The sequence below is a fragment of the Shinella sp. GW835-FHT14H05 genome (assembly GCF_058793575.1).
On the sequence record NZ_JBXAFY010000028.1, the window covers coordinates 26,604 to 47,556 of the forward strand.

A 20,953-nucleotide genomic window follows, 5' to 3' on the forward strand; every position below is an offset into this window, starting at 1 on the left:
GTTGCCGGCGTACCGGCCGCCTCGGTCATGTCCTCAGGGAGGGTATCGTGCAGCGGACTATCCATCGGTTGATCGGGGCGCTTGCCGCCTGTCTGTTTTTCCTCGCAGCGCCCGCGGCCTTCGCCGCCGAACGCTACGCGCTCATCATCGGCAATGCGGAATACGAGGATGCCGAACCGCTGGAAAACCCGCTGAACGACGTCGACCTCGTCGGCGAGGCGCTGGAGCGGGCGGATTTCTCGGTGACACGCGTCACCGATGCCGACCATCTCGGCATGCTCTCGGCGCTCAACAACTTCACGCGGGTGGCCGAAAAGGTCGAGAACCCGGTGCTCTTCGTCTATTTCTCCGGCTATGCGGTGCAGATCGACGGCGACAACTACCTGCTGCCGACCGACGCCTCGGGCCGCACGCTGACGGGCCTGCGCAACCGCTCGCTCGCCGTCTCCGAGGTCACCGCGACGCTGCGCAAGCTCGGCACCGGCCTCAAGGTCGTGCTGTTCGACGCCGCGCACGACAACCCCTTCGTGCTGCTGCGCGACATCCAGGACGGCCTTGCCGAGCCGAAGAATGCCGACGGCATCCACTATGCCTATGCGTCGGCGCCCGGCACGACCTACGACTACGAGGGCACGCCGATCAGCCCCTTCGCCTCCGCCTTCGTCGATGCGATCAGCATTCCCGGCATCGTGCTGGAGGATGCCTTCCGCAAGGTCGGCGAGATCGTCAAGGAGCGCAGCAAGGGCAAGCAGGAGACCTGGCAGAGCGACGCCGACTACGGCAAGTTCGCGCTGAGCGCCAAGGACGCCAAGGTCGATGAGGCGGAAATCGCCTTCTACGAATTCGCCTCGCTGGCCGACAACCGCGAGGCCTATGACCGCTATCTCAGCCGCTATCCGGAAGGCGTCTTCGCCTATATCGCCCAGCGCAAGATCGATCTTCTCGGCCGACGCTTCGAGGGTGACCACGAGGATACCGGCGAGATGCCCATTCTCTCGGTGTCCAACGACCGGCACGATCCCTGCGGCCGGCTCGAATTCGGCGGCAACCAGCGCGACCGCCGCCTCTCCGACGTCTACAAGGACGGCCAGCTCGTGCTGATCGATTTCAGCTTCTGGTATCCGCCGGAAAAGTGCGACTACCTCTCCTATTTCTCCACCGTCTATTCGCACGAGCGCCTGCGCAACATCATCACCTCGGCCAGCATTCCCGAGCGCCAGATCTATGTTGCGACCGAGGATGACCTGAGCCCCAGCGAGGAACGCGCGATCTACGACTATTTCGACGAGGACCGCCGCGGCTATTCGCAGTCGCTGATGTTCCGCGCGATCAACGAGGAGCGCCGCCACGGGCTCGGCATTGCGGTGAAGACGCCGGACGACAATGCCCGCGAATATGTCGATGAGGTGGAATGCGGCGACGGCTGCCTGCGCTTCCGCGGCCTCGTGCGCTTCCGCGACAACAGCGTGCGCTCGCTGGAGGATTACGAGTTCGAATTCGTCGACGTGCGCCGCCTCGGCTTCTACGACAAGTACCGCGACGCGCTGCGCGACTTCCCGCACGACGAACACGCGTCGAACGACAGCACAAGCCACGACACCAAGACGGACAGCTACGACAGCGCCTCGAGCCACGAGACGAAGACGGACGCCTATGGCGAAAGCGCCTCGTCGAGCCATGACGACGGCTATGGTTCGGATGCCGACCCGTACCGGTCGTCGCGCTCGGTCGGCGGCTGGGACATCGTCGCGGACTTTTCCGACGACCGCCGCTTCCTGAACTGCCGCGCCATCCGCCGCAGCGGCGACGACCGCTACGCCGCCTTCCGCTGGTACGACGACGGCCACGTCACCTTCGGCTTCCAGGACACGTCCTACGACTATGCCGACGACTACACGAAGGACGCCAAATACTGGATCGACGACGGCCAGGGCTACGATGTCAGCGGCAAATCCTACGGCCAACGCGAAATCGCCTACGACCTCGGCAAGGACCGCTCGGTCATCGACGCCCTGAAGCGCGGCAACCACATCCGGATCGGGGATGTGGAGACAAGCCTGAAGGGTTCGAGCGCGATGCTGAACGACTTGCAGGAATGCGTGGGGGCGTTCCGGTAGGCAGTCTCTCACCCTTGCGGCAGCCCAAATATGTGCTATTTTCGTAGCACATATTTGGAGATGTTGGCATGAGCAATACAGCGAAGATTCGCCGCCAGGGCGGCGCGACGGTCTTCAGCATTCCGCCTGCGCTGCTGAAGATGCTGGGCGCGGAAGTCGGTACGGAACTGACCCTGACCGTCGATAACGGATCGCTTGTCGCAACACCCGCGCAGCCGAAGAAGAGATACACGCTGGCGCAGCTTCTGGAAGGGGCTGACGAGATGGCCGACCTGAACAAGCAGGCCGCCGCATGGCAGGGCGGTCCGCGCGTCGGCAACGAAACATTCTGATGGTTCGAAGCAATATTCCGAAGCGCGGCGACGTGTTCATCGTCGATCTCAACCCGGTCGTGGGCAATGAGATGAAGGATGAACACCGCTGTGTCGTAATCACCCCGCGCGAGATCAATGCCGTCGGAATATGCCTTGTCGTGCCGATCACGACGGGAGGCGCCTTTGCCCGCCGCGCCGGGCTGGCCGTCAACATTTCAGGCCACAAGACGACGGGCGTCGCGCTCTGCAACCAGGTGCGGGGACTGGATATCGTCGAACGGGTGAAAAACAAGACCGCCCGCTTCATCGAAACGCTGGACAGCTACACGACGGATGAGATCGCTGCCCGCGTGGTCAGCATGATCGATCCCGCATAGTATGCAACGGGAGGGACTGGTCCCTCCCGCGACGCCAAACCCTACATCTTCCCCGCAACCTTGATCGCAAACGCATACTCGAACGCGATCTCCTCCAGTCGCTGGAAGCGACCCGACGCGCCGCCGTGGCCCGCGCCCATGTTGGTCTTGAGGAGGATGGGCTCGCTGCCGGTGGTCTTTTCGCGCAGCTTGGCGACCCATTTGGTGGGCTCCCAATAGGTGACGCGGGGGTCGGTGAGGCCGGAGAGCGCGAGTATAGCGGGGTAGGGTTTCGCCTCGACATTGTCGTAGGGCGAGTAGCTGGCCATCAGCTGGTAGAAATCCCTGCTGTCGATCGGGTTGCCCCATTCGGGCCATTCCGGCGGCGTCAGCGGCAGGGTGTCGTCGAGCATGGTGTTGAGCACGTCGACGAAGGGCACGGCGGCGATGATGCCGCCGAATTTTTCCGGCGCCATGTTGGCGATGGCCCCCATCAGCATGCCGCCGGCCGAGCCGCCCTCGGCGACGATCTTCGCGTAGGACGTGAACTTCTCTTGATTCAGATAGTCGGCAGCGGCGATGAAGTCCTTGAACGTATTGGTCTTCCTGTCCATCTTGCCGTTTTCGTACCAGGCGAAACCCTTGTCCTTGCCGCCGCGGATATGGGCGATGGCATAGACGAAGCCGCGGTCGACGAGCGACAGGCAATTGGTGTTGAAGGACGCCGGAATGGTGATGCCGTAGGCGCCGTAGCCGTAGAGCAGGCAGGGCGCGGAGCCGTCGAGCGGCGTGTCCTTGCGATAAAGCAGCGTCACCGGCACCTGCTCGCCGTCGAAAGCGGGGGCGAAGACGCGGCGGGTAATATAGTCGTCCGGATTGTGGCCGGAGGGCACTTCCTGGGTCTTCAGCAGCGTGCGCTCGCGCGTCGCCATATTGTAGTCGAAAAGCTGCGAGGGCGTCGTCATCGAGGAATAGGAGAAGCGGATGACGTCCGTGTCATATTCCGCAGCGCCCGAGAGGCCGAGCGAATAGGCTTCCTCCGCAAAGGCGATCGCGTGTTCCTCGCCGCTCTTGCGGTCGCGCACGACGATGCGCGGCAGGCCCTCGTGGCGCTCCAGCCAGATGAGATGGCGGGCATAGGCCATGTGGTTGAGGATCAGCGTGCCGGCGCGATGCGGCACGACCTCGCTCCAGTTCTCGCGGCCGGGCGCCGTCACCGGCGTCTGCATGATCTTGAAGTCCTTGGCGCCGTCGGCGTTGGTCAGGATGTAGAAGACGTCACCGCCCTCCGTCATTGCATATTCGAGCCCGGTCTGGCGCGGCGTCACGATGACGGGCGTCGCGAGCAGATCCTTGGTCGAGAGCAGGCGGTATTCGCTCGTCTCGTGATCATGGATGTCAATGTAGATGTAATCGTCGATCAGCGAGCCGCCGACCGACATGAAGAAGCCCGCATCCTTCTCCTCGTAGACCAGCCGGTCGTTCTCCTGGCGCTCGCCGAGGATGTGGTGGAAGATCTTCGAGGGACGGTGGTTCTCGTCGAGCGCGGTGTAGAAGAAGCTCTTGGCATCCGGCGCCCAGACGCCGTCGCCGCCGGTATTGTCGAGCGTGTCCGAGCGGTCCTCGCCGGTCGCAAGATCGCGCACGCGCAGCGTGAAATATTCCGAGCCCTTGTCGTCGTAACCCCAGATGCCGAGGGAGTGGTCGGTCGAATGGCTGATGCCCGCAAGCCGGAAATAGTCCTTGCCGGAGGCTTCCTTGTCACCGTCGAGCAGGAGCTTGCGGTCGCCGCCCTCGCGCGGTTCGCGGAAATAGCGCGGCTGCTCGCCGCCGGTGACATAGGACGTGCCATAGGCAAAGGGGCCGTCCTTCATCGGCACGGAACTGTCATCCTCCTTGATGCGGCCGCGCATCTCGGCAAACAGCACCTTCTGCAGCGCTTCCGTGTCGGCCATCGCCGCCGTCATATAAGCGTTTTCCGCCTCCAGATGGGTGCGGATCTCCGGCTGGAGGATCGTGGGATCCTTGAACATCGCCTGCCAGTTCTCGTCGCGGAACCAGGCATAATCGTCGGTGCGGGTGATGCCGTGACGGGTGTCGGAGAGCGGCTTCTTGGCGGCGACGGGGGCGGCGGGCAGGTTTTGGAAGACGGACACGGTTTCACTCCGGCAAATCGCTAGGCGGGATCAAACAGATAGTGAGCCCGGGCGCAGGCATCAAGCAAAGCTTTTGCGCGTCGGCGAGATACCCCCCTCTGCCCTGCCGGGCATCTCCCCCTCAAGGGGGGAGATTGGATGAGGCATCGTTTTGCCTATCTCAAGCGTTGCTGATCGAGCGATGTTTCAGCATCTTGCCGATCTCCCCCCTTGAGGGGGAGATGCCCGGCAGGGCAGAGGGGGGCAGCCGCGGCTTCAACCGGGCAGGTTGCGCTTGTTCGCCTTGCGCTTGGCGGGGCGCAGCTCGTCGGCGATGGTCATGCCGATGATCGACAGCGGCAGGGCCAGCATGGCGCCGGCGGCACCCCACATCCAGGTCCAGAAGATGATGGCTGTGAAGATGATGAAGGCGTTGACTTCCAGCCGCTTGCCCATCACCGCCGGCATGACGAGGTTTTCCATGGCGAGGTGCACGAGGAAGAAGGCGAGCGCCGGCATCAGGCCCATCATCAGCGTCTCGTGCGTCAGCACGCCGGCGGTGGCGAGTGCGATGGTCATCAGCGTCACGCCGAGGAAGGGCACGAAGGAGGACAGGAACGCGAAGAGCCCCCACAGCGCCGGCATGGCAAGCCCGCCGCCCCAGGTGATCAGCGCGGTGACCACGCCGAGCGCGCCATAGACCAGCGCGGCGGTCGCGAAATAATAGCCGAGCGCGCTGTCGATGGCGTTCATGATGCGAATGGTGGTGAGCCGCTGGCCGCGGCGCGGGAAGGCCATGATGATCATCTGCCTGAGCTTCAGTCGTGCCGAGAGGAAGAGCACGAGGGCGGCAAAGAAGATCATGCCTTGAAGGAGGGCGGGCGTAAGGCTTGAGGACAGGATGCCGAGAATGCTGCCGGTGTTCTCCAGCACCTTCTCCATCGTCATCCCGCCGCTCTGAAAGGTTTCGTGGCTGATGTTCAGCCAGCCAAGGCGGGAAAACAGCGGCGTGATGCGGTCATAAGCGCCGCGCACGAGATCCGGCGCATTGGCGGCAAGCTGGGTGATCGGGTCGGCGAGTAGACCCACCAGGAAGAACAGGCCGAGCCCGAACAGGCCGGCAAGCAGCAGCGCGGTCGGCAGCGGCGGGATGCCGAACTCGTTCAACTTCTCCGCGGCGACGCCGAAGATGAGACCAGTCACCACGGCAAGACACAGCGGAATGAGGATCGGCGCCATCAGATAGACGACGGCCATCGCCATGATCGCGAAGATGCCGATCGCCGCCCAGGCGGCGGCAATGTCGAGGCCGTAACGGCGCGGGGCGTCTTCCCGAAGGTTCTTTTCGAGATCGATGCTGCCCCGCAAGAGCCGCCGTTCAGCCGGTTTTCCTAGAATTTCGTGCATGGTGCGTTCCCCGATCCGCGCCTGAAACGCCCGGCCAAGGTGGAAGTTCCATAAGAGGTCGCTTGAAACCGCTGGTGGGTTGTCATGTGTCGTGAAATGGCCATATTGCCCGCCGACCCCGAATTGAAGCGTCGCAAATGACGAGACCAAGAGGAGGCAGACAGGTGAAACGGCAGGCAATCGGGCTTCAAATCGCCCTTTGCACCCTGGTTCTTGCGCCGATGGCGGCATCGCCGGCTTTGGCGATCGATGCCCGGCTGCGCAGTCAGCTCGAAAAGCTGACGCCGGAAGAGCGGCTGGAACAGCGCTGCGACATGGAGGCGATGGACCAGATCGGCGACGGGAAGGGCGGCTTTCGCCCGGACAAGGTGATCGCCTATGCGTTCGGCGACCCGAAGCTCGACGGCACCACCATCAAGACGCGCGGTGCGGTGTTCCGCAGCAAGGGCGAGTGGTATCGGCTGTCCTACAAATGCGAGGCGAGCGCCGACCGGCTGGAGGTCCACGCCTTCAAATACAAGGTGGGCAATGTGGTGCCGCACGAGGACTGGGCGGCGCATTATCTCTACGACTGAGGGTCGGCCTGCGCGAAATGCGCCATCTGGCCGTCATGGGCGCGCTTGAAGGCAGGGCGCGCGCAGATCCGCTCGACATAGGATGTGAGCGCCGGGAAATCGCCGGCCGCCTTGACCTTCGGCACGCGAAGCACGTCCGCCATCAGCAGATCGGCGACGGTAAACCGTCCGGCCGCGAGCCATTCGCGCTCCGCCAGCACGGCCTCCAGATGGGTCAGGCGCTGGAGCACCCAGCCTTCGAGCGGGTTGTCCGCGCCCTTGGACAGGCCGATGAACCACCAGGGCACCGTCACCATCTCGATGGAGTTGAGCGCGGCAATCGTCCATTCCAGTGTTTCCGCCTCGCCCTTGGGGTCGGTCGGCATCAGCGTCTCGCTTTTTCGCGCCAGATAGAGAAGACAGGCGCCGCTTTCGAAGACATTGATATCGCCGTCCTCCAGGAACGGCACCTGGCCGAACGGTTGGCAGGCAAAATGCTCCGCGCCGCGGTGGTGGAACGAGACGGAGCGGACGGCGTAGTCGAGGTCCGCTTCTTCGCAGGCCCAGCGCAGCCGGAGGTCGCGGACAAAACCGCGCGGACCGGATTTGCCGCCCGGCACCCAGTCATATGTCCAGATCGTCAATGGCTCGGTCATGCTGCCTCTCCCTGGCTTGCGCCCAAAATCGACGAAAACGGCGTTTCAAGCAAAACACCGTTTTCACCGATCTGGTTCCGGAAAGGCAAGGCTATGCTGTCGTTCAGGCCGAGAGTTTGAGGCCGATGCCCCAGGGATCGACCAGCGAGACCGTGTCGCCGGAGCGCATGGTGGCGATCGCCAGTTCGTCGAGCTTCTTCAGGGCACCGTCCAGTTTCGCCGGATCGTTGAAGCGGATCGTGTAGTCGGCAAGGCCGGTCATGCCCGCTTGGCGCTTCGGCTGGCCGCTCGAATTCCAGACATTCGCCGCGACATGATGGTGGTACTTGCCGGTGGCAAAGAAGCTCGCGCCCGGATAGGTCGTCATGATGTCGAGGCCGAGCACGTCGTGGAAGAAGGCGTTCGCTTCGGGGATGTTCGAGACCTGGAGGTGGATATGGCCGATCACCGTGCCGTTTTCCTGGCCCGTCCAGCCGTCCTTCGGCGCCTCGTCGTAAAGCGCCTGCAAATCGAGCCGGTGCGTCGCCATCTTTACCGTGCCGTCAGGCACATAGGTCCATTCGGCGCGGTCGCGGTCACGATAGATCTCGATGCCGTTGCCCTCGGGATCGTCGAGATAGATCGCCTCGCTGACGAGGTGGTCGGAGGCGCCGGTGAGCGGCACGTTGTTTTGCGCGGCATGCGCCAGCCAGCGGCCGAGCTCCTTGCGGTTCGGCACGAGGAAGGCGGTGTGGAAGAGGCCCGGCGCATTGCGCGGCGCGGGGGCGGCATTGCTGCCCGTCGTCAGCGTCAGGAGCGGCCGGCCGGCGACACCGAGCGTTTCGCCCGAGGCGGATGTTTCGAGAACCGTCAGGCCCATCGCCTGCTGGTAGAAGGCCGACACCATCGGCAGGTCGACGACCGTCAGGTGCGAATGGTCGACGAACGCCGGCATGTTTACGGCGTGGTTCGGCTGGGTGGTCGTTTCGGTCATGGTGGCGGTCTCCGCGCGAATGGGGCCGGCCTTGCTTGCGGCGATGCCCGCGGCGGCAGCGCCGAGGAATGTCCGTCTGTCGAGGTCCGTCATGGTCTGTTTCCCGTTTCGGTTTCCCCTGGAAACCGTTCTGTTGGAGCGGACTATGACGGAAGGACGCCGTTCACGAAAGCCGGCGGTTCGGCGATTTACTGTCAACGTGGTGTTGACGATGGCATTCGGGAACTTGATTCCGATCAATGCCGTTTCCCCGACGCGATGCCAATTTCGACACCTGTTGAAACCAAGGGAGACCGGTATCGTGATGGACCTGGCGCAGTACAAGGACATTCTTCTCACCCGCAAGCGCGAGCTCCAGGGCCGGCTCGACAGGATCGAGAAGGACCTCGACACGCTGAAGAGCGGTGACAGCGCCGACCGCGCCATCGAACGCGAGAACGACGAGGTGCTGGAGGAATTCGGCACGAACGGCCTCAGGGAAATCGGGGCGATCGATGCAGCGCTCGACCGTTTTGCCGCCGGAACGTTCGGCACCTGCGCCAAATGCGGCGCGCCGATTTCGCCCGCGCGCTTGGCGGCGGTGCCACATGCGGCGCTGTGCGAGGCCTGCATCGCCGAGCGGTGAAAAGGGCCTCCCCGTCACGCGGCAAAGTCACGCGGCAAATTTTTGTGATCCGCAGGCGCTTGCCCGTCCGTGCCAAACCCGCCACGATGGCGGAGGATGAATGCAGGACCAGCCGCAGTGGAAATCAAGGGCGTCAAGTGGAACTATGACCGGTACGAGGTGATCGCCGACGGCATCGTGCATGGTGTCGGCGTGGTCTTCGCGCTGATCGGCGTGACGGCCCTGATCTTCTATGCGACGGTCTGGGCCTCCAGCGGGCAGCTTGCCGCGGCCTGGGTCTATGGCGTGGGCCTCGTGCTCGCGCTCGCCACGTCCTTCGCCTATAATCTCTGGCCGGTCTCCAGGGTAAAATGGCACCTGCGCCGCTTCGACCATTCGGCGATCTTCGTGCTGATCGCCGCCACCTACACGCCCTTTCTCCAGCGGGGCATCGACGAGCCGTTCCTCGCCGGCATGCTGGTCTTCATGTGGGTGATGGCGGTGGCGGGTGTGGTGCTGAAATTCTTCTTCCCCGGCCGCTACGACCGGCTGGCGATCCTCATCTATCTCGGCATGGGCTGGAGCGGCGTTTTTGCCGCCGGTCCGCTCACGACGCACCTCTCGGCCGCCACGCTGATCCTGATCGTCGTCGGCGGCGTGCTCTATTCGGTGGGCGTCGTCTTCCACGTCTGGGAGAAGCTGCGCTTTCAGAACGCCATCTGGCACGGTTTTGTCGTGGCGGCTGCCGCCGTGCACTATTCGGCCGTCGTCACCAGCGTCGTCTCTGGCATCTGATCACTGCGCCGCGGGGGCCGCCCCTTGCGCATTCGTGCAACCTTCCGCCGGATGCAGCGATTTCACCAGCCGGCCGACGAGCGGAGAAATCTCCGCCTTCATCGACTGCGGATAGTCCAGCACGAAGGTGGCGACCGCGTCGTCGCACAGCGCAATGACCCGGTGGTAGAGGATGGAATCGACCAGCGTGCCGGAAAGGCTCGCCCAGCCGGCCGTCTGCCGGTCGTAGCTGAGATCCCAGCCCTCCTGCTGGTAGGTGGTGCGCCGGTCGGCGACCTCCTCCTCGAACGGGCCGGCCGTCAGGTAATGCGCCCAGACGCGCAGCTCCGCCTCGCCATTCCTGTAGGTCCGCCCGTCGCCATTGTCGGCCTCCTGGACAAGCGTGAAGCCCGGCGGGATTTCGACCGCAAAGCCGTAGCGCGCATTGACATAGGGCTCCCATTCCGCGGCAAGGGCGGAGGCGGGCAGGAGCAGAAGGAAAAGAAGGAGGAAGCGTTGCACGTTCGATTACTCGCTGTGGACGTGATAAGCATAACGGACAAAGGCGGGCGTTTCATCGCCGAGCCGGCAATCAGGCTGGACAGGTTTCCCGCTCCTCCTGTAAGCCATGCAGGCAAAGCCGGGGGGACTATGGACATTACTATACGCGACGCCGCGGAGGCTGACCTCCCCGGCATTCTGGATATCTACAACGATGCCGTCGCCAACACCACGGCGATCTGGAACGAGGCGGAAGTCGACCTCGCCAATCGCAAGGCGTGGTTTGCCGCGCGGCGCGAGCAGGGCTTCCCGATCCTCGTGGCCGTGCGCGGCCGGCAGGTCGTCGGCTACGCCTCCTACGGCGACTGGCGCGCCTTCGACGGCTTCCGCCACACGGTGGAACATTCCGTCTATGTGCGCGGCGACGCACGCGGCACGGGCACCGGAAAACGCCTGATGAAGGCGCTGGTCGACCGGGCGAGCTTCAACGGCATCCATGTCATGGTCGGCTGTATCGAGGCGGAGAACGCCGCCTCGATCAAACTGCACGAAAAGCTCGGTTTCCGCACCGTCGGGCGCTTCAGCGAGGTCGGCATCAAGTTCGGCCGCTGGCTGGACCTGACCTGCATGGAACTGAAAGTCCCCAAGCGTTGATCAGTCGGGATCGAAGCTAAGCGCGACCCCGTTCATGCAATAGCGCAGGCCCGTCGGCGGCGGACCGTCCGGGAAGACGTGGCCGAGATGGGCGTCACAATCCGTGCAGCGGATTTCCGTGCGCGTCATGCCATAGGAGTGGTCCGAATGGTCGGCGACCGCGCCCGGCTCGATCGGCTGGTAGAAGCTCGGCCAGCCGGTGCCGGAATTGTATTTCGTTTCCGACCGGTAGAGCGACCTGTTGCAACAGATGCAGCGATAGGTGCCCTTCTTCGACAGGTCGAAATCGGGGCTGGAAAAGGCCCGCTCCGTGCCGTGTTCGCGCGTGATGCGAAACTGTTCCGGCGTCAGGACCTGCCGCCACTCTTCCTTCGTCTTGTTGACCTTCAATGTCGTCGTGTCGCTCATGGCGTCCTCCTGTTGCCCCATAGATAGGACGCGAATTGCGGCAAGACAATTGGGGGCACCCCTTGAATCCATCAGGTCTTCCTCCTATCCTCCATTATAAAAGGAATGGAGGAAAATATGCCTTTGAATATCAAGGACGAGGAAGCGCATGCACTCGCCCGCAAGCTCGCCGAAGCGACGGGCGAAAGCCTGACCCAGGCGGTCAAGACGTCCCTTGAGGAAAGGCTGGCGCGTGTCCGCCATCTCAACGTGCCGCGGCTCGCCGACCAGCTCGACCGCATCGCGCTCGACTGCGCAAGCCTGCCATTGCTCGACCCGCGCACACCCGAGGAAATCCTGGGCTACGACGAAAGCGGCCTGCCGCAATGATCGTTCTGGATACCTCGGCGCTGGTCGCCATTCTGACCGACGAACCGGAACGGCGGGCCTTCAACGAGGCGATCGAGCGCGCATCCGCCCGCATCATGAGCGCCGCCACACTGCTCGAAGCGAAAATGGTGCTGTTCGCCCGCTATGGCGCCGGCGGTGCCAATGCACTCGACGCCTTCCTGCTGCGCGCCGGCGTGCGCATCGAGCCGGTGACGGCGCAACAGGCTGAGCTTGCCTTCGATGCCTTTCGGCGCTTCGGCCGCGGCACCGGCCATGCGGCGCACCTGAACTATGGTGATTGCTTTTCCTATGCGTTGGCGCGTGAAAACGCCGCGCCCTTGCTGTTCAAGGGTGGTGATTTCGGCCATACCGACGTAGAAACGGCGCTGTGACATATTTTGATAACGACGGGCGAAGCCCGCGCAGGAAGGACGGGGGATGACACCAGACACGATGGGCCTGACCTTCCTTGCCTTCTGTCTGCCGTTTCTCGGCGCGCTCGTCGCGCCGGCCCTGACAAGGGTGCTCGGCCACAAGGCCGCCTGGCCGCTGGCGCTCATCCCGCTCGCCATATTCTTCCATTTCCTAGGCTTCAATGTGGAGGTCGCGCGCGGAGAGGTGGTGACCGGCGGTTATGCCTGGGTGCCGGCCTACAATGTCAGCTTCTCCTGGCTGATCGACGGCCTGTCGCTCGCCTTCCTGCTGTTGATCTCCGGCATCGGCACGCTGATCGTGCTCTATTCCGGCGGTTATCTGAAGGGCCATAGACACCAGGGCCGGTTCTTCTCCTTCATCTTGATGTTCATGGGCTCGATGCTCGGCCTCGTCGCCTCCGACAGCTTCCTGATGCTCTTCATCTTCTGGGAGCTGACCTCGATCACCTCCTTCCTGCTGATCGGCTTCGATCATGCGCGCCAGGCCTCGCGCCGCGCCGCCTTGCAGGCGCTGATCGTGACGGGCGGCGGCGGGCTGTTCCTGCTGGCGGGGCTGCTGCTCATCTGGAACGTCACCGATGTGACGCAGCTCTCGCTGCTGATGTCCTTCGGCGCTGAGGTGCGGGCGAGCCCGTTCTACCTGTCGATCCTGTTCCTCATTCTTGGAGGCGCCTTCACGAAGTCGGCGCAGTTCCCGTTCCATTTCTGGCTGCCGAACGCCATGGAGGCGCCGACCCCGGTCTCCGCCTACCTGCATTCCGCCACCATGGTGAAGGCCGGCGTCTATCTCCTGATGCGGCTCAATCCCGTCATGGGCGATACCGCCGCCTGGGAGACGATCCTGCCGGCTTTCGGCGGGCTCACCCTGCTGGTCGGCGCCGTGCTCGCCATCCGCCAGACAGACCTCAAGCTGATGCTCGCCTATACGACGGTCGCCTCGCTCGGCCTGCTGGTCATGCTGACCGGTTTCGGCTCTGAGCATGCGGTGGCCGCTGCCGCGCTCTATCTGGTGGCGCATTCGCTGTTCAAGGGCGCTCTCTTCATGGTCGCCGGCCTGGTCGACCACGAGACCGGCACGCGCGACATCACCAAGCTCGGCGGTCTGCGACGCGCCATGCCCGTAACCTTCCTTGCGGCCGTGCTGGCAGCGCTCTCGATGGGCGGCCTGCCGCCGTTCTTCGGCTTCCTCGCCAAGGAGGAAGTCTATGCCACGCTCGCCGGCGGCAATATCCGGGCGATCGCCTACACGGCCGCCGCCATCATCGGCAACGGCCTGATGTTCGCCATCGCCTTCGCGGTGGCGCTGAAACCCTTCCTCGGGCCGCCCGTCGAGACGCCGAAACATGCCCATGAGGGACCGGTGCTGCTATGGATCGGCCCGATGCTGCTGGCGGTCAAAGGGCTGGTCATCGGCCTCTTCTCGGCCACCACCCATGTGCTGCTGACCTCGCCGCTTGCCTCCGCCATCGCCGGCAAGCCAGAGACGATCACCATTTCCGCCATGCCGCATTTCGGCGTGGCCTTCGTGCTGTCGCTCGCCACTATCGCGGTCGGTGTCCTGGTCTTCTTCTCGTTGGACAAGGTGCGAACGGCGGTGGACGGGCTGATCGAGGATATCGGCTGGGGGCCGGACAAAGGCTTCGACCAGGCGATGCGCGGCCTCGTGCGTCTGTCGTCCGCCGTCAGCCGCCTGACCCAGCCTGGGCTCATGGAAATCTACATGACGGCGACCTTTGTCGTCATCGCGCTCGCACTGCTCGTGCCGCCCTTCGTCTATGGCGAATGGCCGCGCCTGCCGGTCTGGCCGGCCAATGTGCCCTTCCATGAACTGGCCGTCATGGTGCTCGCGGTCGTCGGCATCGGCGCGGTGCTGGCGGCGGAAAACCGCCTGACGGCCATCGTTGCGCTCGGCATCCAAGGCTTTTGCGTCGCCGTGCTCTTCCTGCTCTTCGGCGCGCCGGACCTCGCCTTCACCCAGTTCATGATCGAGACACTGTCGGTCGTCATCCTCGCGCTGGTCATGACCCGGTTGAAGCTGACGCCGCGCGACCACCGGCCGCTGCGCGAAAAAATCCCGGATGCTGTGATCGCCATCGCCTGCGGCCTCGGCTTTTCGCTCTATCTCCTGAAGGTCACGCAGGGTCGTTTCGACACCGCGCTCACCGATTTCTTCAACCTCTATTCCAAGACGATTGCGCACGGTGCCAATGTGGTGAACGTCATCATCGTCGATTTCCGCGGCACGGATACGCTGGGTGAGATTGCGGTTGTGATGGTGACGGGGCTGGCGATCCTTTCGATCGTGCGCATTCGCAAAGGGAGGGCATGATGTTGGGAGAGTGTGGCCACCCCCCTCTGGCCTGCTGGCCATCTCCCCCTCAGGGGGGGAGATCGGCAAGCGGAACGGACATTGCTCCTATCCAAACGCTTGTGCTTGGCGGGACGGCGCTCCATCGATCTCCCCCCTTGAGGGGGAGATGGCCGGCAGGCCAGAGGGGGGTATACAGCCCTTCGGCGCCCACTGCGGAGCGATGCCCATGAACACCCTCATCTTCCGCACCGTCGCCCCCTTCCTCACCGCTCTCATGGTGCTCTTCTCGCTCTTCGTGCTGCTGCGCGGTCATAACGAGCCGGGCGGCGGCTTCATCGGTGGGCTGATCGCGGTGTCGGCCTTCGCGATCTACGGCATCGCCAACGGCGTTGCCGCCGTGCGCCAGGCGCTGTGGTTCCACCCGATGGCGATTGCGGCCTTCGGGCTGTTCATCGCCTGTGTCGCCGGCCTGCTGTCCTTCGTCTTCGCCGTGCCCTTCATGACCGGGCTGTGGGTCTATCCGACGATCCTCGGCGTCGAGATCCCGCTGTCCAGCGTCATGCTGTTCGATGCCGGTGTTTACCTCGTCGTGGTCGGCTCGATCACCTCGATCGCACTGGCGCTTGAAGCGGAGGATGATATCTGATGGAGCTCCTGTTCGTCATCCTGATCGGCCTGTTCTTCGCCGCCGCCGTTTACCTGATGCTGTCGAAATTCCTGGTGCGCGTGCTGCTCGGCGTCGTGCTGCTCGGCAATGCCGTCAACCTCTCGCTCTTCACCAATGGCCGTATCCTGCGCGACGTGCCGCCGATCATTCCGGCTGGCCACGACGTGCCGGCGACGCTCACCGCCAATCCGCTGCCGCAGGCGCTCATCCTGACGGCAATCGTCATTTCCTTCTCCTTCTTCGCTTTCCTGCTGGTGCTCGTCTACCGCGCCTATCAGGATCTCGGCACGGACAACGCCAACGAGATGCGTGTCGCCGAGCCGGAAAACGATCCCCTCCCGCCTGCCGGCTACTGACAGGAACCGCCCCGCCAATGGCCGTAAGCCCCGCCGATCTCTCCGCAGCCCTTGTCATGGCCCCGGTCGCGCCCGCCGACTGGCTGGTCGTGCTGCCGCCCGCCTGGTGCATCCTGGCCGGCGCCGTGCTCCTGATGCTGCGCAAATCCATTCGCCTGCAGGCGGCGATCGCCATTCCGGCCCTCGCCGTGCTGGTCCTTGTCGATGCGCTGCTGCTGGCGCATGTTTCCGAAAACGGCCCCGTGACCATGGTGATGGGCCGTTGGCTGCCGCCCTTCGGCATCGCGTTCACCGCAGATCTGACGGGCGTGCTCTTCGCGTTGGCTGGTGCCGTCGTGGCTCTGGCCGGCAGCGTGCACGCGCTCTCCGATATCGACGGCACGGGTCGGCGCTATGGCTTCTACCCGTTCCTGCTCCTGCTGATGGCGGGCGTCTCCGGCGCGTTCCTGACGGGCGACATCTTCAACCTCTACGTCTGGTTCGAGGTGCTGCTGATCTCGTCCTTCGGCCTCATCGTGCTCGGCTCGGAAGCCCGCCAGATCGACGGCGCGATCAAATACGCCTTCCTCAACCTCGTCGCGACCACGCTGTTCCTCATTGCCACCGGTTACCTCTACGGCATCTTCGGCACGCTCAACATGGCGGATATCGCCGTGAAAGCCGCCGCCGGCCGCGCCGACCTGCCGCTGATGACGCTTGCCACCCTTTATCTCGTCGCCTTCGGCATGAAAGCCGCCGCCTTCCCGGTGAATTTCTGGCTGCCGGCCTCCTACCACACGCCGCGCGTCGTGGTGTCGGCGCTGTTTGCCGGCCTTTTGACCAAGGTCGGCATCTATGCGCTGCTGCGCACGCTGATCATGCTGTTCCCCATCGAGCGCGAGGAGCTGAGCTTCGTCATCGCGCTTGCCGGTGTCGCGACCATGCTTGTCGGCGCGCTCGGGGCACTCGGCCAGAGCGATATCCGCCGGCTGCTGGGTTACGTCGTCATTTCCGGCATCGGCGTCATGCTGGTGGGACTTTCGCTCGGCAGCCCCGGCGGCGTCGGCGGCGCGATCTTCTACGCGCTGCATTCCATGGTGGTGATGACGGCGCTCTACATGGTGGCGGGCCTCGCCGGGCGCCTTGCCGGCACGTTCGATCTCAACCGGCTCGGCGGGCTCCATACCCGCTCCGCGCTGTTTTCCACGCTGTCGCTGGTGCTGTTCTTCGCCGTCTCCGGCCTGCCGCCGTTTTCCGGTTTCTGGCCGAAGGTCATGGTGGCGAAGGCGGCCATGGATATCGGTGCCTGGTGGCTGGTGGCCGCGGTCTTCCTCACCGGCTTCCTGACCACCATCGCGCTCGGCCGCGTCTTCGCGCTCGCCTATTGGCGCCCGGCGGGCGAGGCGCTGCCGGACGCGGCTATTCCGGCCAGCGCGCTGCTGCCGCTCGTGGCGCTCACGGCGCTGACGGTCGGCTTCGGCCTGTTCCCGAACGCGCTGCTCGCGACCATCCAGCACGCCGCGCAGGGCCTTGCCGATCCGCGCGCCTATATCGGTTCCGTCTTTCCGGGGGCGAACTAGATGCGGCCCGCTGTCATTATTGCCGTGTTCACCGCCTTCTGGCTCGCCGTTTCCGGCAGTTTCACGATCCCGAACCTGTTGCTCGGCATCGCCGCCAGCGCTCTCTCGCTGGTGCTCATACGCGGCCGCGCCCGCTCCGAAGGCCGGCGTCTCCGGCCCTTGAAAGTCCTGTCGCTGCTGGTGCTGTTCATCAAGGAATTGGCGCTGTCCGCCTGGAAGGTCGCCATCCTGGTGGCGAGCCCGAAGATGGCGCTGAAGCCCGGCATCTTCGCCTTTCCGCTGACGGTGGACCGGGATTTCGAGATCACGCTGCTCGCCAACCTCATCACGCTGACGCCGGGCACGCTGTCCGTCGATGTTTCAGAGGACCGGCGCGTGCTCTATGTACATGCGCTCGACTGCTCCGATCCGGTCGGCACGCGGCGCGATATTGCCAACGGCTTCGAGAAGAAGATCATGGAGGCCTTCCGCTGATGGGTGCTCAAACCGTCATCTCCGTCGCCTCGACGATCGCGCTCTTCCTGATGTGCGCCGCCTTCTTCCTGACCGCCTGGCGCATCATCAAGGGGCCGACGCTGCCGGATCGGATCATCGCGCTCGACATGCTGGTGGCGATCGCCATCGGCTTCATCGCCGTCATCGCCATCCGTACCGGCTTCAACCTTTATATCGACATCGCCATCGCGCTCGGCCTCGTCGGTTTTCTCGCCACCGTCGCCTTCGCGCGCTTCATCCTGAGCCAGGGCATGCAGCCGGGCGAGGCGGGCTCGCCGGATGGCGAGGTGCCGGGCAAGGGCTTGCGGCACAACAGGCCGGGCAAGGCGAGGAGGGCACGCTGATGCTGGATCTCGTTCTTGCCCTCGTCGTCGCCACCATGCTGGTCGCCGGCGGTATCTTCACCTTCCTGGCGGCCCTCGGCCTCGTGCGCCTGCCGGATGTCTACACGCGCATGCACGCCGCCTCGAAGGCGGGTACCGTCGGCTCGGGGCTCATGCTGCTTGCGGCCGGCATGCATTCGCTCGACGTGGCGATCTTCACGCGGGCGCTGGCGGGCTTCGTGTTCTTCGTGCTGACGGCGCCGGTCGCCGCCCATCTCGTCGCGAAAGCAGCGCATGGCGCAGGCTATCGCCTGACGCGCCATACGGTGATCGATGAAATGCGCGACGCACGCGAGCGGGCGGGAAAGAAGCGTTGACAAACGGTTGAAAGGACGACCCTTAAAATTTGTAGTATCTGCTAATTTTCTTGGGGATGATTTCTATATTAAAAGCTCTCGTTTTATTTCTGCAAAATAATACTGGACATTGAATTGAAGAATGATATCTCAGACCAAGTAAAGTATTCGGGTTGATTTAGCTTGCGCATGGTTTTCCTGTCTAGGTTGAGTTCGTGCGGTATTCATGCCGATTCGGTATATGCGCCGGCAAGAGCTTCTGCGTGATGGATGGCCGCCGTAGTAGAAAGTTATATTGACGGAAATGTCCCGTTTTCGGCGGGGTGAGCATTATTCTGCCATATGATCGCCCGACAAGCACGCTTTGCCGCAAATTTGATGTCCAGGCCGATGGATAGGGCCATCGACCTTCGTTTTGTCCGACAGGAGAAAGAAATGACCGAAACAACCCTTGGCGCCGGCTCCAATCTGCTCGTGGAACTGACTGCCGATATCGTCGCCGCCTATGTCGGCAACCATGTCGTGCCGGTTTCCGAGCTGCCGGGCCTGATCGCCGACGTGCATGCCGCGCTCAACAACACGACGCAGCCGGTTGCCGCCGTCGAAGCGCCTGTGGTCGCCGAAAAGCCGAAGCCGCCGGTGCCGGTGCGGAAGTCCGTGCAGAACGACTACATCATCTGCCTGGAAGACGGCCAGAAGTTCAAGTCGCTGAAGCGCCACCTGATGACCCACTACGGCATGACCCCGGAAGAATACCGCGAAAAGTGGGACCTGCCGGCCGATTACCCGATGGTCGCCCCTGCTTATGCCGAAGCGCGCTCGCGCCTCGCCAAGGAAATGGGCCTCGGCCAGCGCCGCAAGGGCAAATAAGCACCGCATTGCCGATGAGATTGCAAAGCCGGAGCCGCAAGGCCCCGGCTTTTTGTGTTTTGGAGCTTCCTTATCCCATTGTGGAGGAATAAATCCCTAGGTCGGGGATGTATGTCGCAAATTTATTAAGAAATTCAATGCGTGGTTGTGGTCTGAGGCTTCATTCATCCCCGTCCGTCCTCTAGGGTGTATGAATAAATTCCTATAAACAGGAGTGGCCAGTCATGCACCAGTTCATCGTTCCCCCGCGGCGTCCGTCTCCCGAGACGCAATCCTTCCCCGGTCCGGCACCGGAGAACAAGAGTACAGGCGCTGGTCAGGGGGTGCCGCGCGCCCGCAAGGCCATGCGTGAGCCGGCGGTTCCCGCCGTGCCGCCCGGCATCGCCTGCCGGATCGTGCGCCAACTGGTGCTGGAGATGACCGCCGTTGCCAGCGACCGACCGCTCTGGCGCCGCGACAGCCGGCGCTCCACCTGCCATGTGCGCCAGATCGCCATGTATGTCTGCCACGTCGTGCTCAGCCTCTCGCTCTCCGATATCGGCGCCGCCTATGGCCGCGACCGCACGACGGTCGGCCATGCCTGCAACGTGGTGGAGGATCGCCGCGACGACATGGCCTTCGACGCCTTCGTCTCGGCAATCGAGCGCGTCGTGCTCTCGGTCTTCGGTCCGGCGGGGATCGGTAGCCATGAGTGAGGGGGGACAGAAGGTCGCCGATGATCTCGCGAGGCTCCTCCGCTTCCTGCTGGGGGCGGGCGACGTAAGCGTTGCCGAAAGCGATGTGCTGGTGGCCAGCGACGGGCGCAGGCAGCCGCTGGCGCCGGCCGTGCTGGCGCAAGCGCTGCGGCTCGGCCTCGTCAGCCGTGCCGGCGATAAGCTTGCCGCAACGCCGGAGGCGCGCGCTCACCTGAAACGCCGGCTCTGCGATGCGGAGACACCCTTTGCCGGCCAGCACCGCGACATGGAGGCGGTGGTGGTGATGCGCGACGGGGCGCGGGAAAAGGCCTTTGCCAACCGGCTCGAATCGCCGCTCGCGGCGCTCGCACGGCTGAAGGAGAAGACGGGCGATGCCTACCTGCCGGAAAATGCCATTGCCGCCGGCGAGCGGCTGCACGCCGATTTCACCCGCGGCGGCCTCCAGCCGCGTTTGACCATGTCCTGGGAGCCCCGCGTCGCCAGCCGCCAGAAGGGCGAGGCGGGCGCCGGGCGCGAACTGACCGACACGGCGCTCGCCGCCCGCCTGCGCGTCGCGCGCGCCATCGAGGCGATCGGTCCGGAGCTTTCCGGCGTGGCGCTGGATGTCTGCTGCTTCATGAAGGGGCTGGAGATGGTGGAGCGCGAGCGGCAATGGCCGGCCCGCTCGGCCAAGCTGATGCTGCGGGCTTCGCTGATGGCGCTTGCGCGGCATTATGCGCCTGCGGCACCCGCTGCGCGGCGGGCGCATATGTGGGGGGCGGAGGGGTATCGGCCGGAGATTTCGGGGTGAGGGTATCTATTGGGGAATGAGACGTTCCAGCAATTCAATCTCCCCCTTGTGGGGGAGATGCCCGGCAGGGCAGAGGGGGGTATGCCTCCCTCTCAAACGCCCGACATGCGGCACCGCCACCCCCCCTCTGTCACCTTCGGCGACATCTCCCCCACAAGGGGGAGTGTTTACACGGAACGCTTTTGAGATTCTGCTATGGGGGTGATTTGCGTGGAGGCAGGTGATGGATTGCCCGGGCTGTGGTGGTGTCGATCTGATCAAGCGCGGCAGCAAGG

25 protein-coding genes are annotated in these 20,953 nt (G+C 64.0%); 19 read left to right on the forward strand and 6 right to left on the reverse strand.

Annotated elements, in window-relative coordinates:
• Window positions 1–47 precede the first annotated feature (47 nt).
• From AC1Q6Z_RS34070 to mazF, 3 genes are all read left to right on the forward strand, one after another.
• On the forward strand, window positions 48–2,117 hold the full coding sequence (locus AC1Q6Z_RS34070; RefSeq protein WP_492650607.1) for a caspase family protein: 2,070 nt from the start codon (window positions 48–50) through the stop codon (window positions 2,115–2,117).
• 68 nt (window positions 2,118–2,185) lie between these two features.
• Entirely contained in the window at window positions 2,186–2,449 is a 264-nt protein-coding gene (gene mazE, locus AC1Q6Z_RS34075; RefSeq protein WP_439631519.1) for a type II toxin-antitoxin system antitoxin MazE, read from the forward strand.
• Window positions 2,449–2,808 carry a type II toxin-antitoxin system toxin MazF gene (gene mazF / locus AC1Q6Z_RS34080; protein ID WP_435265049.1) on the forward strand — a complete coding sequence of 120 codons (360 nt, stop codon included), beginning with the start codon at window positions 2,449–2,451 and terminating at the stop codon, window positions 2,806–2,808. The genes mazE and mazF overlap by 1 nt, the downstream gene beginning before the upstream one ends.
• A gap of 41 nt (window positions 2,809–2,849) precedes the next feature.
• Here mazF and AC1Q6Z_RS34085 read toward each other — a convergent pair whose 3' ends face one another.
• Entirely contained in the window at window positions 2,850–4,943 is a 2,094-nt protein-coding gene (locus tag AC1Q6Z_RS34085) for a S9 family peptidase (RefSeq protein ID WP_492650608.1), read from the reverse strand.
• 255 nt (window positions 4,944–5,198) lie between these two features.
• Window positions 5,199–6,329 carry an AI-2E family transporter gene (locus AC1Q6Z_RS34090; RefSeq protein ID WP_256120807.1) on the reverse strand — a complete coding sequence of 377 codons (1,131 nt, stop codon included), beginning with the start codon at window positions 6,327–6,329 and terminating at the stop codon, window positions 5,199–5,201.
• Between the two features lie 221 nt (window positions 6,330–6,550).
• On the opposite strand from AC1Q6Z_RS34090, the gene AC1Q6Z_RS34095 reads away from it, so the two are divergent.
• Window positions 6,551–6,904 (forward strand): DUF930 domain-containing protein, encoded by a 354-nt coding sequence (locus AC1Q6Z_RS34095; protein ID WP_435265507.1) that lies wholly within the window; start codon window positions 6,551–6,553, stop codon window positions 6,902–6,904.
• On the opposite strand, the gene AC1Q6Z_RS34100 is transcribed toward AC1Q6Z_RS34095, so the two are convergent.
• Window positions 6,895–7,539 carry a glutathione S-transferase family protein gene (locus AC1Q6Z_RS34100; protein WP_492650609.1) on the reverse strand — a complete coding sequence of 215 codons (645 nt, stop codon included), beginning with the start codon at window positions 7,537–7,539 and terminating at the stop codon, window positions 6,895–6,897. The two genes, AC1Q6Z_RS34095 and AC1Q6Z_RS34100, sit on opposite strands and share 10 nt — an antisense overlap.
• Before the next feature lie 103 nt (window positions 7,540–7,642).
• The gene (locus AC1Q6Z_RS34105; protein ID WP_492650622.1) at window positions 7,643–8,512 is read right to left on the reverse strand and encodes a VOC family protein; all 870 of its coding nucleotides are present in this window, start codon (window positions 8,510–8,512) and stop codon (window positions 7,643–7,645) included.
• A 304-nt stretch (window positions 8,513–8,816) separates the two neighbouring features.
• On the opposite strand from AC1Q6Z_RS34105, the gene AC1Q6Z_RS34110 reads away from it, so the two are divergent.
• Together AC1Q6Z_RS34110 and trhA are read left to right on the forward strand one after the other, a co-directional pair.
• Window positions 8,817–9,137, forward strand: a complete 321-nt coding sequence (locus AC1Q6Z_RS34110; protein WP_256120912.1) for a TraR/DksA family transcriptional regulator — start codon at window positions 8,817–8,819, stop codon at window positions 9,135–9,137.
• 96 nt (window positions 9,138–9,233) lie between these two features.
• The gene (gene trhA, locus AC1Q6Z_RS34115) at window positions 9,234–9,911 is read left to right on the forward strand and encodes a PAQR family membrane homeostasis protein TrhA (protein WP_492650610.1); all 678 of its coding nucleotides are present in this window, start codon (window positions 9,234–9,236) and stop codon (window positions 9,909–9,911) included.
• Here trhA and AC1Q6Z_RS34120 read toward each other — a convergent pair whose 3' ends face one another.
• Window positions 9,912–10,412: a hypothetical protein gene (locus AC1Q6Z_RS34120; RefSeq protein WP_492650611.1), complete on the reverse strand. Its 501-nt coding sequence runs from the start codon at window positions 10,410–10,412 to the stop codon at window positions 9,912–9,914.
• 129 nt (window positions 10,413–10,541) lie between these two features.
• On the opposite strand from AC1Q6Z_RS34120, the gene AC1Q6Z_RS34125 reads away from it, so the two are divergent.
• On the forward strand, window positions 10,542–11,045 hold the full coding sequence (locus AC1Q6Z_RS34125) for a GNAT family N-acetyltransferase (RefSeq protein WP_256120811.1): 504 nt from the start codon (window positions 10,542–10,544) through the stop codon (window positions 11,043–11,045).
• Here AC1Q6Z_RS34125 and msrB read toward each other — a convergent pair whose 3' ends face one another.
• Window positions 11,046–11,453 carry a peptide-methionine (R)-S-oxide reductase MsrB gene (gene msrB / locus AC1Q6Z_RS34130; RefSeq protein WP_492650612.1) on the reverse strand — a complete coding sequence of 136 codons (408 nt, stop codon included), beginning with the start codon at window positions 11,451–11,453 and terminating at the stop codon, window positions 11,046–11,048.
• 117 nt (window positions 11,454–11,570) lie between these two features.
• On the opposite strand from msrB, the gene AC1Q6Z_RS34135 reads away from it, so the two are divergent.
• The 12 genes from AC1Q6Z_RS34135 to AC1Q6Z_RS34190 all read left to right on the forward strand — a co-directional run bounded on the left by AC1Q6Z_RS34135 (window position 11,571) and on the right by AC1Q6Z_RS34190 (window position 20,678).
• Entirely contained in the window at window positions 11,571–11,822 is a 252-nt protein-coding gene (locus tag AC1Q6Z_RS34135) for a type II toxin-antitoxin system VapB family antitoxin (protein WP_492650613.1), read from the forward strand.
• Window positions 11,819–12,214: a type II toxin-antitoxin system VapC family toxin gene (locus AC1Q6Z_RS34140; RefSeq protein ID WP_492650614.1), complete on the forward strand. Its 396-nt coding sequence runs from the start codon at window positions 11,819–11,821 to the stop codon at window positions 12,212–12,214. The genes AC1Q6Z_RS34135 and AC1Q6Z_RS34140 overlap by 4 nt, the downstream gene beginning before the upstream one ends.
• Window positions 12,215–12,260: 46 nt before the next feature.
• Window positions 12,261–14,585 (forward strand): putative monovalent cation/H+ antiporter subunit A, encoded by a 2,325-nt coding sequence (locus tag AC1Q6Z_RS34145; protein WP_492650615.1) that lies wholly within the window; start codon window positions 12,261–12,263, stop codon window positions 14,583–14,585.
• A gap of 208 nt (window positions 14,586–14,793) precedes the next feature.
• Entirely contained in the window at window positions 14,794–15,213 is a 420-nt protein-coding gene (locus tag AC1Q6Z_RS34150; protein WP_439618418.1) for a Na(+)/H(+) antiporter subunit B, read from the forward strand.
• Window positions 15,213–15,590: a Na+/H+ antiporter subunit C gene (locus tag AC1Q6Z_RS34155; RefSeq protein ID WP_256120816.1), complete on the forward strand. Its 378-nt coding sequence runs from the start codon at window positions 15,213–15,215 to the stop codon at window positions 15,588–15,590. The genes AC1Q6Z_RS34150 and AC1Q6Z_RS34155 overlap by 1 nt, the downstream gene beginning before the upstream one ends.
• A 17-nt stretch (window positions 15,591–15,607) precedes the next feature.
• On the forward strand, window positions 15,608–17,149 hold the full coding sequence (locus AC1Q6Z_RS34160; protein WP_492650616.1) for a Na+/H+ antiporter subunit D: 1,542 nt from the start codon (window positions 15,608–15,610) through the stop codon (window positions 17,147–17,149).
• Window positions 17,150–17,623: a Na+/H+ antiporter subunit E gene (locus AC1Q6Z_RS34165; RefSeq protein ID WP_256120818.1), complete on the forward strand. Its 474-nt coding sequence runs from the start codon at window positions 17,150–17,152 to the stop codon at window positions 17,621–17,623.
• Window positions 17,623–17,988: a cation:proton antiporter gene (locus AC1Q6Z_RS34170; protein ID WP_492650617.1), complete on the forward strand. Its 366-nt coding sequence runs from the start codon at window positions 17,623–17,625 to the stop codon at window positions 17,986–17,988. Before AC1Q6Z_RS34165 ends, AC1Q6Z_RS34170 begins: the two co-directional genes overlap by 1 nt.
• Entirely contained in the window at window positions 17,988–18,344 is a 357-nt protein-coding gene (mnhG, locus tag AC1Q6Z_RS34175) for a monovalent cation/H(+) antiporter subunit G (protein ID WP_492650618.1), read from the forward strand. The genes AC1Q6Z_RS34170 and mnhG overlap by 1 nt, the downstream gene beginning before the upstream one ends.
• A gap of 414 nt (window positions 18,345–18,758) precedes the next feature.
• Entirely contained in the window at window positions 18,759–19,193 is a 435-nt protein-coding gene (locus AC1Q6Z_RS34180; RefSeq protein ID WP_256120821.1) for a Ros/MucR family transcriptional regulator, read from the forward strand.
• A 224-nt stretch (window positions 19,194–19,417) separates the two neighbouring features.
• Complete coding sequence (locus AC1Q6Z_RS34185; RefSeq protein WP_492650619.1) at window positions 19,418–19,888, forward strand: helix-turn-helix domain-containing protein; 471 nt, start codon at window positions 19,418–19,420, stop codon at window positions 19,886–19,888.
• Entirely contained in the window at window positions 19,881–20,678 is a 798-nt protein-coding gene (locus AC1Q6Z_RS34190) for a DUF6456 domain-containing protein (RefSeq protein WP_492650620.1), read from the forward strand. The genes AC1Q6Z_RS34185 and AC1Q6Z_RS34190 overlap by 8 nt, the downstream gene beginning before the upstream one ends.
• Window positions 20,679–20,953 lie beyond the last annotated feature (275 nt).

Coding starts and splice junctions, on each gene's coding strand:
- AC1Q6Z_RS34140 (WP_492650614.1), top strand. CDS start 11,819: ATGATCGTTCTGGATACCTCGGCGCTGGTCGCCATTCTGACCGACGAA.
- AC1Q6Z_RS34155 (WP_256120816.1), top strand. CDS start 15,213: ATGGAGCTCCTGTTCGTCATCCTGATCGGCCTGTTCTTCGCCGCCGCC.
- mazF (WP_435265049.1), top strand. CDS start 2,449: ATGGTTCGAAGCAATATTCCGAAGCGCGGCGACGTGTTCATCGTCGAT.
- mazE (WP_439631519.1), top strand. CDS start 2,186: ATGAGCAATACAGCGAAGATTCGCCGCCAGGGCGGCGCGACGGTCTTC.
- AC1Q6Z_RS34145 (WP_492650615.1), top strand. CDS start 12,261: ATGACACCAGACACGATGGGCCTGACCTTCCTTGCCTTCTGTCTGCCG.
- AC1Q6Z_RS34125 (WP_256120811.1), top strand. CDS start 10,542: ATGGACATTACTATACGCGACGCCGCGGAGGCTGACCTCCCCGGCATT.
- AC1Q6Z_RS34165 (WP_256120818.1), top strand. CDS start 17,150: ATGCGGCCCGCTGTCATTATTGCCGTGTTCACCGCCTTCTGGCTCGCC.
- msrB (WP_492650612.1), bottom strand. CDS start 11,453: ATGAGCGACACGACGACATTGAAGGTCAACAAGACGAAGGAAGAGTGG.
- AC1Q6Z_RS34160 (WP_492650616.1), top strand. CDS start 15,608: ATGGCCGTAAGCCCCGCCGATCTCTCCGCAGCCCTTGTCATGGCCCCG.
- AC1Q6Z_RS34095 (WP_435265507.1), top strand. CDS start 6,551: ATGGCGGCATCGCCGGCTTTGGCGATCGATGCCCGGCTGCGCAGTCAG.
- trhA (WP_492650610.1), top strand. CDS start 9,234: ATGAATGCAGGACCAGCCGCAGTGGAAATCAAGGGCGTCAAGTGGAAC.
- AC1Q6Z_RS34135 (WP_492650613.1), top strand. CDS start 11,571: ATGCCTTTGAATATCAAGGACGAGGAAGCGCATGCACTCGCCCGCAAG.
- AC1Q6Z_RS34100 (WP_492650609.1), bottom strand. CDS start 7,539: ATGACCGAGCCATTGACGATCTGGACATATGACTGGGTGCCGGGCGGC.
- AC1Q6Z_RS34180 (WP_256120821.1), top strand. CDS start 18,759: ATGACCGAAACAACCCTTGGCGCCGGCTCCAATCTGCTCGTGGAACTG.
- AC1Q6Z_RS34090 (WP_256120807.1), bottom strand. CDS start 6,329: ATGCACGAAATTCTAGGAAAACCGGCTGAACGGCGGCTCTTGCGGGGC.
- AC1Q6Z_RS34110 (WP_256120912.1), top strand. CDS start 8,817: ATGGACCTGGCGCAGTACAAGGACATTCTTCTCACCCGCAAGCGCGAG.
- AC1Q6Z_RS34190 (WP_492650620.1), top strand. CDS start 19,881: ATGAGTGAGGGGGGACAGAAGGTCGCCGATGATCTCGCGAGGCTCCTC.
- AC1Q6Z_RS34185 (WP_492650619.1), top strand. CDS start 19,418: ATGCACCAGTTCATCGTTCCCCCGCGGCGTCCGTCTCCCGAGACGCAA.
- AC1Q6Z_RS34170 (WP_492650617.1), top strand. CDS start 17,623: ATGGGTGCTCAAACCGTCATCTCCGTCGCCTCGACGATCGCGCTCTTC.
- mnhG (WP_492650618.1), top strand. CDS start 17,988: ATGCTGGATCTCGTTCTTGCCCTCGTCGTCGCCACCATGCTGGTCGCC.
- AC1Q6Z_RS34105 (WP_492650622.1), bottom strand. CDS start 8,512: ATGACCGAAACGACCACCCAGCCGAACCACGCCGTAAACATGCCGGCG.
- AC1Q6Z_RS34150 (WP_439618418.1), top strand. CDS start 14,794: ATGAACACCCTCATCTTCCGCACCGTCGCCCCCTTCCTCACCGCTCTC.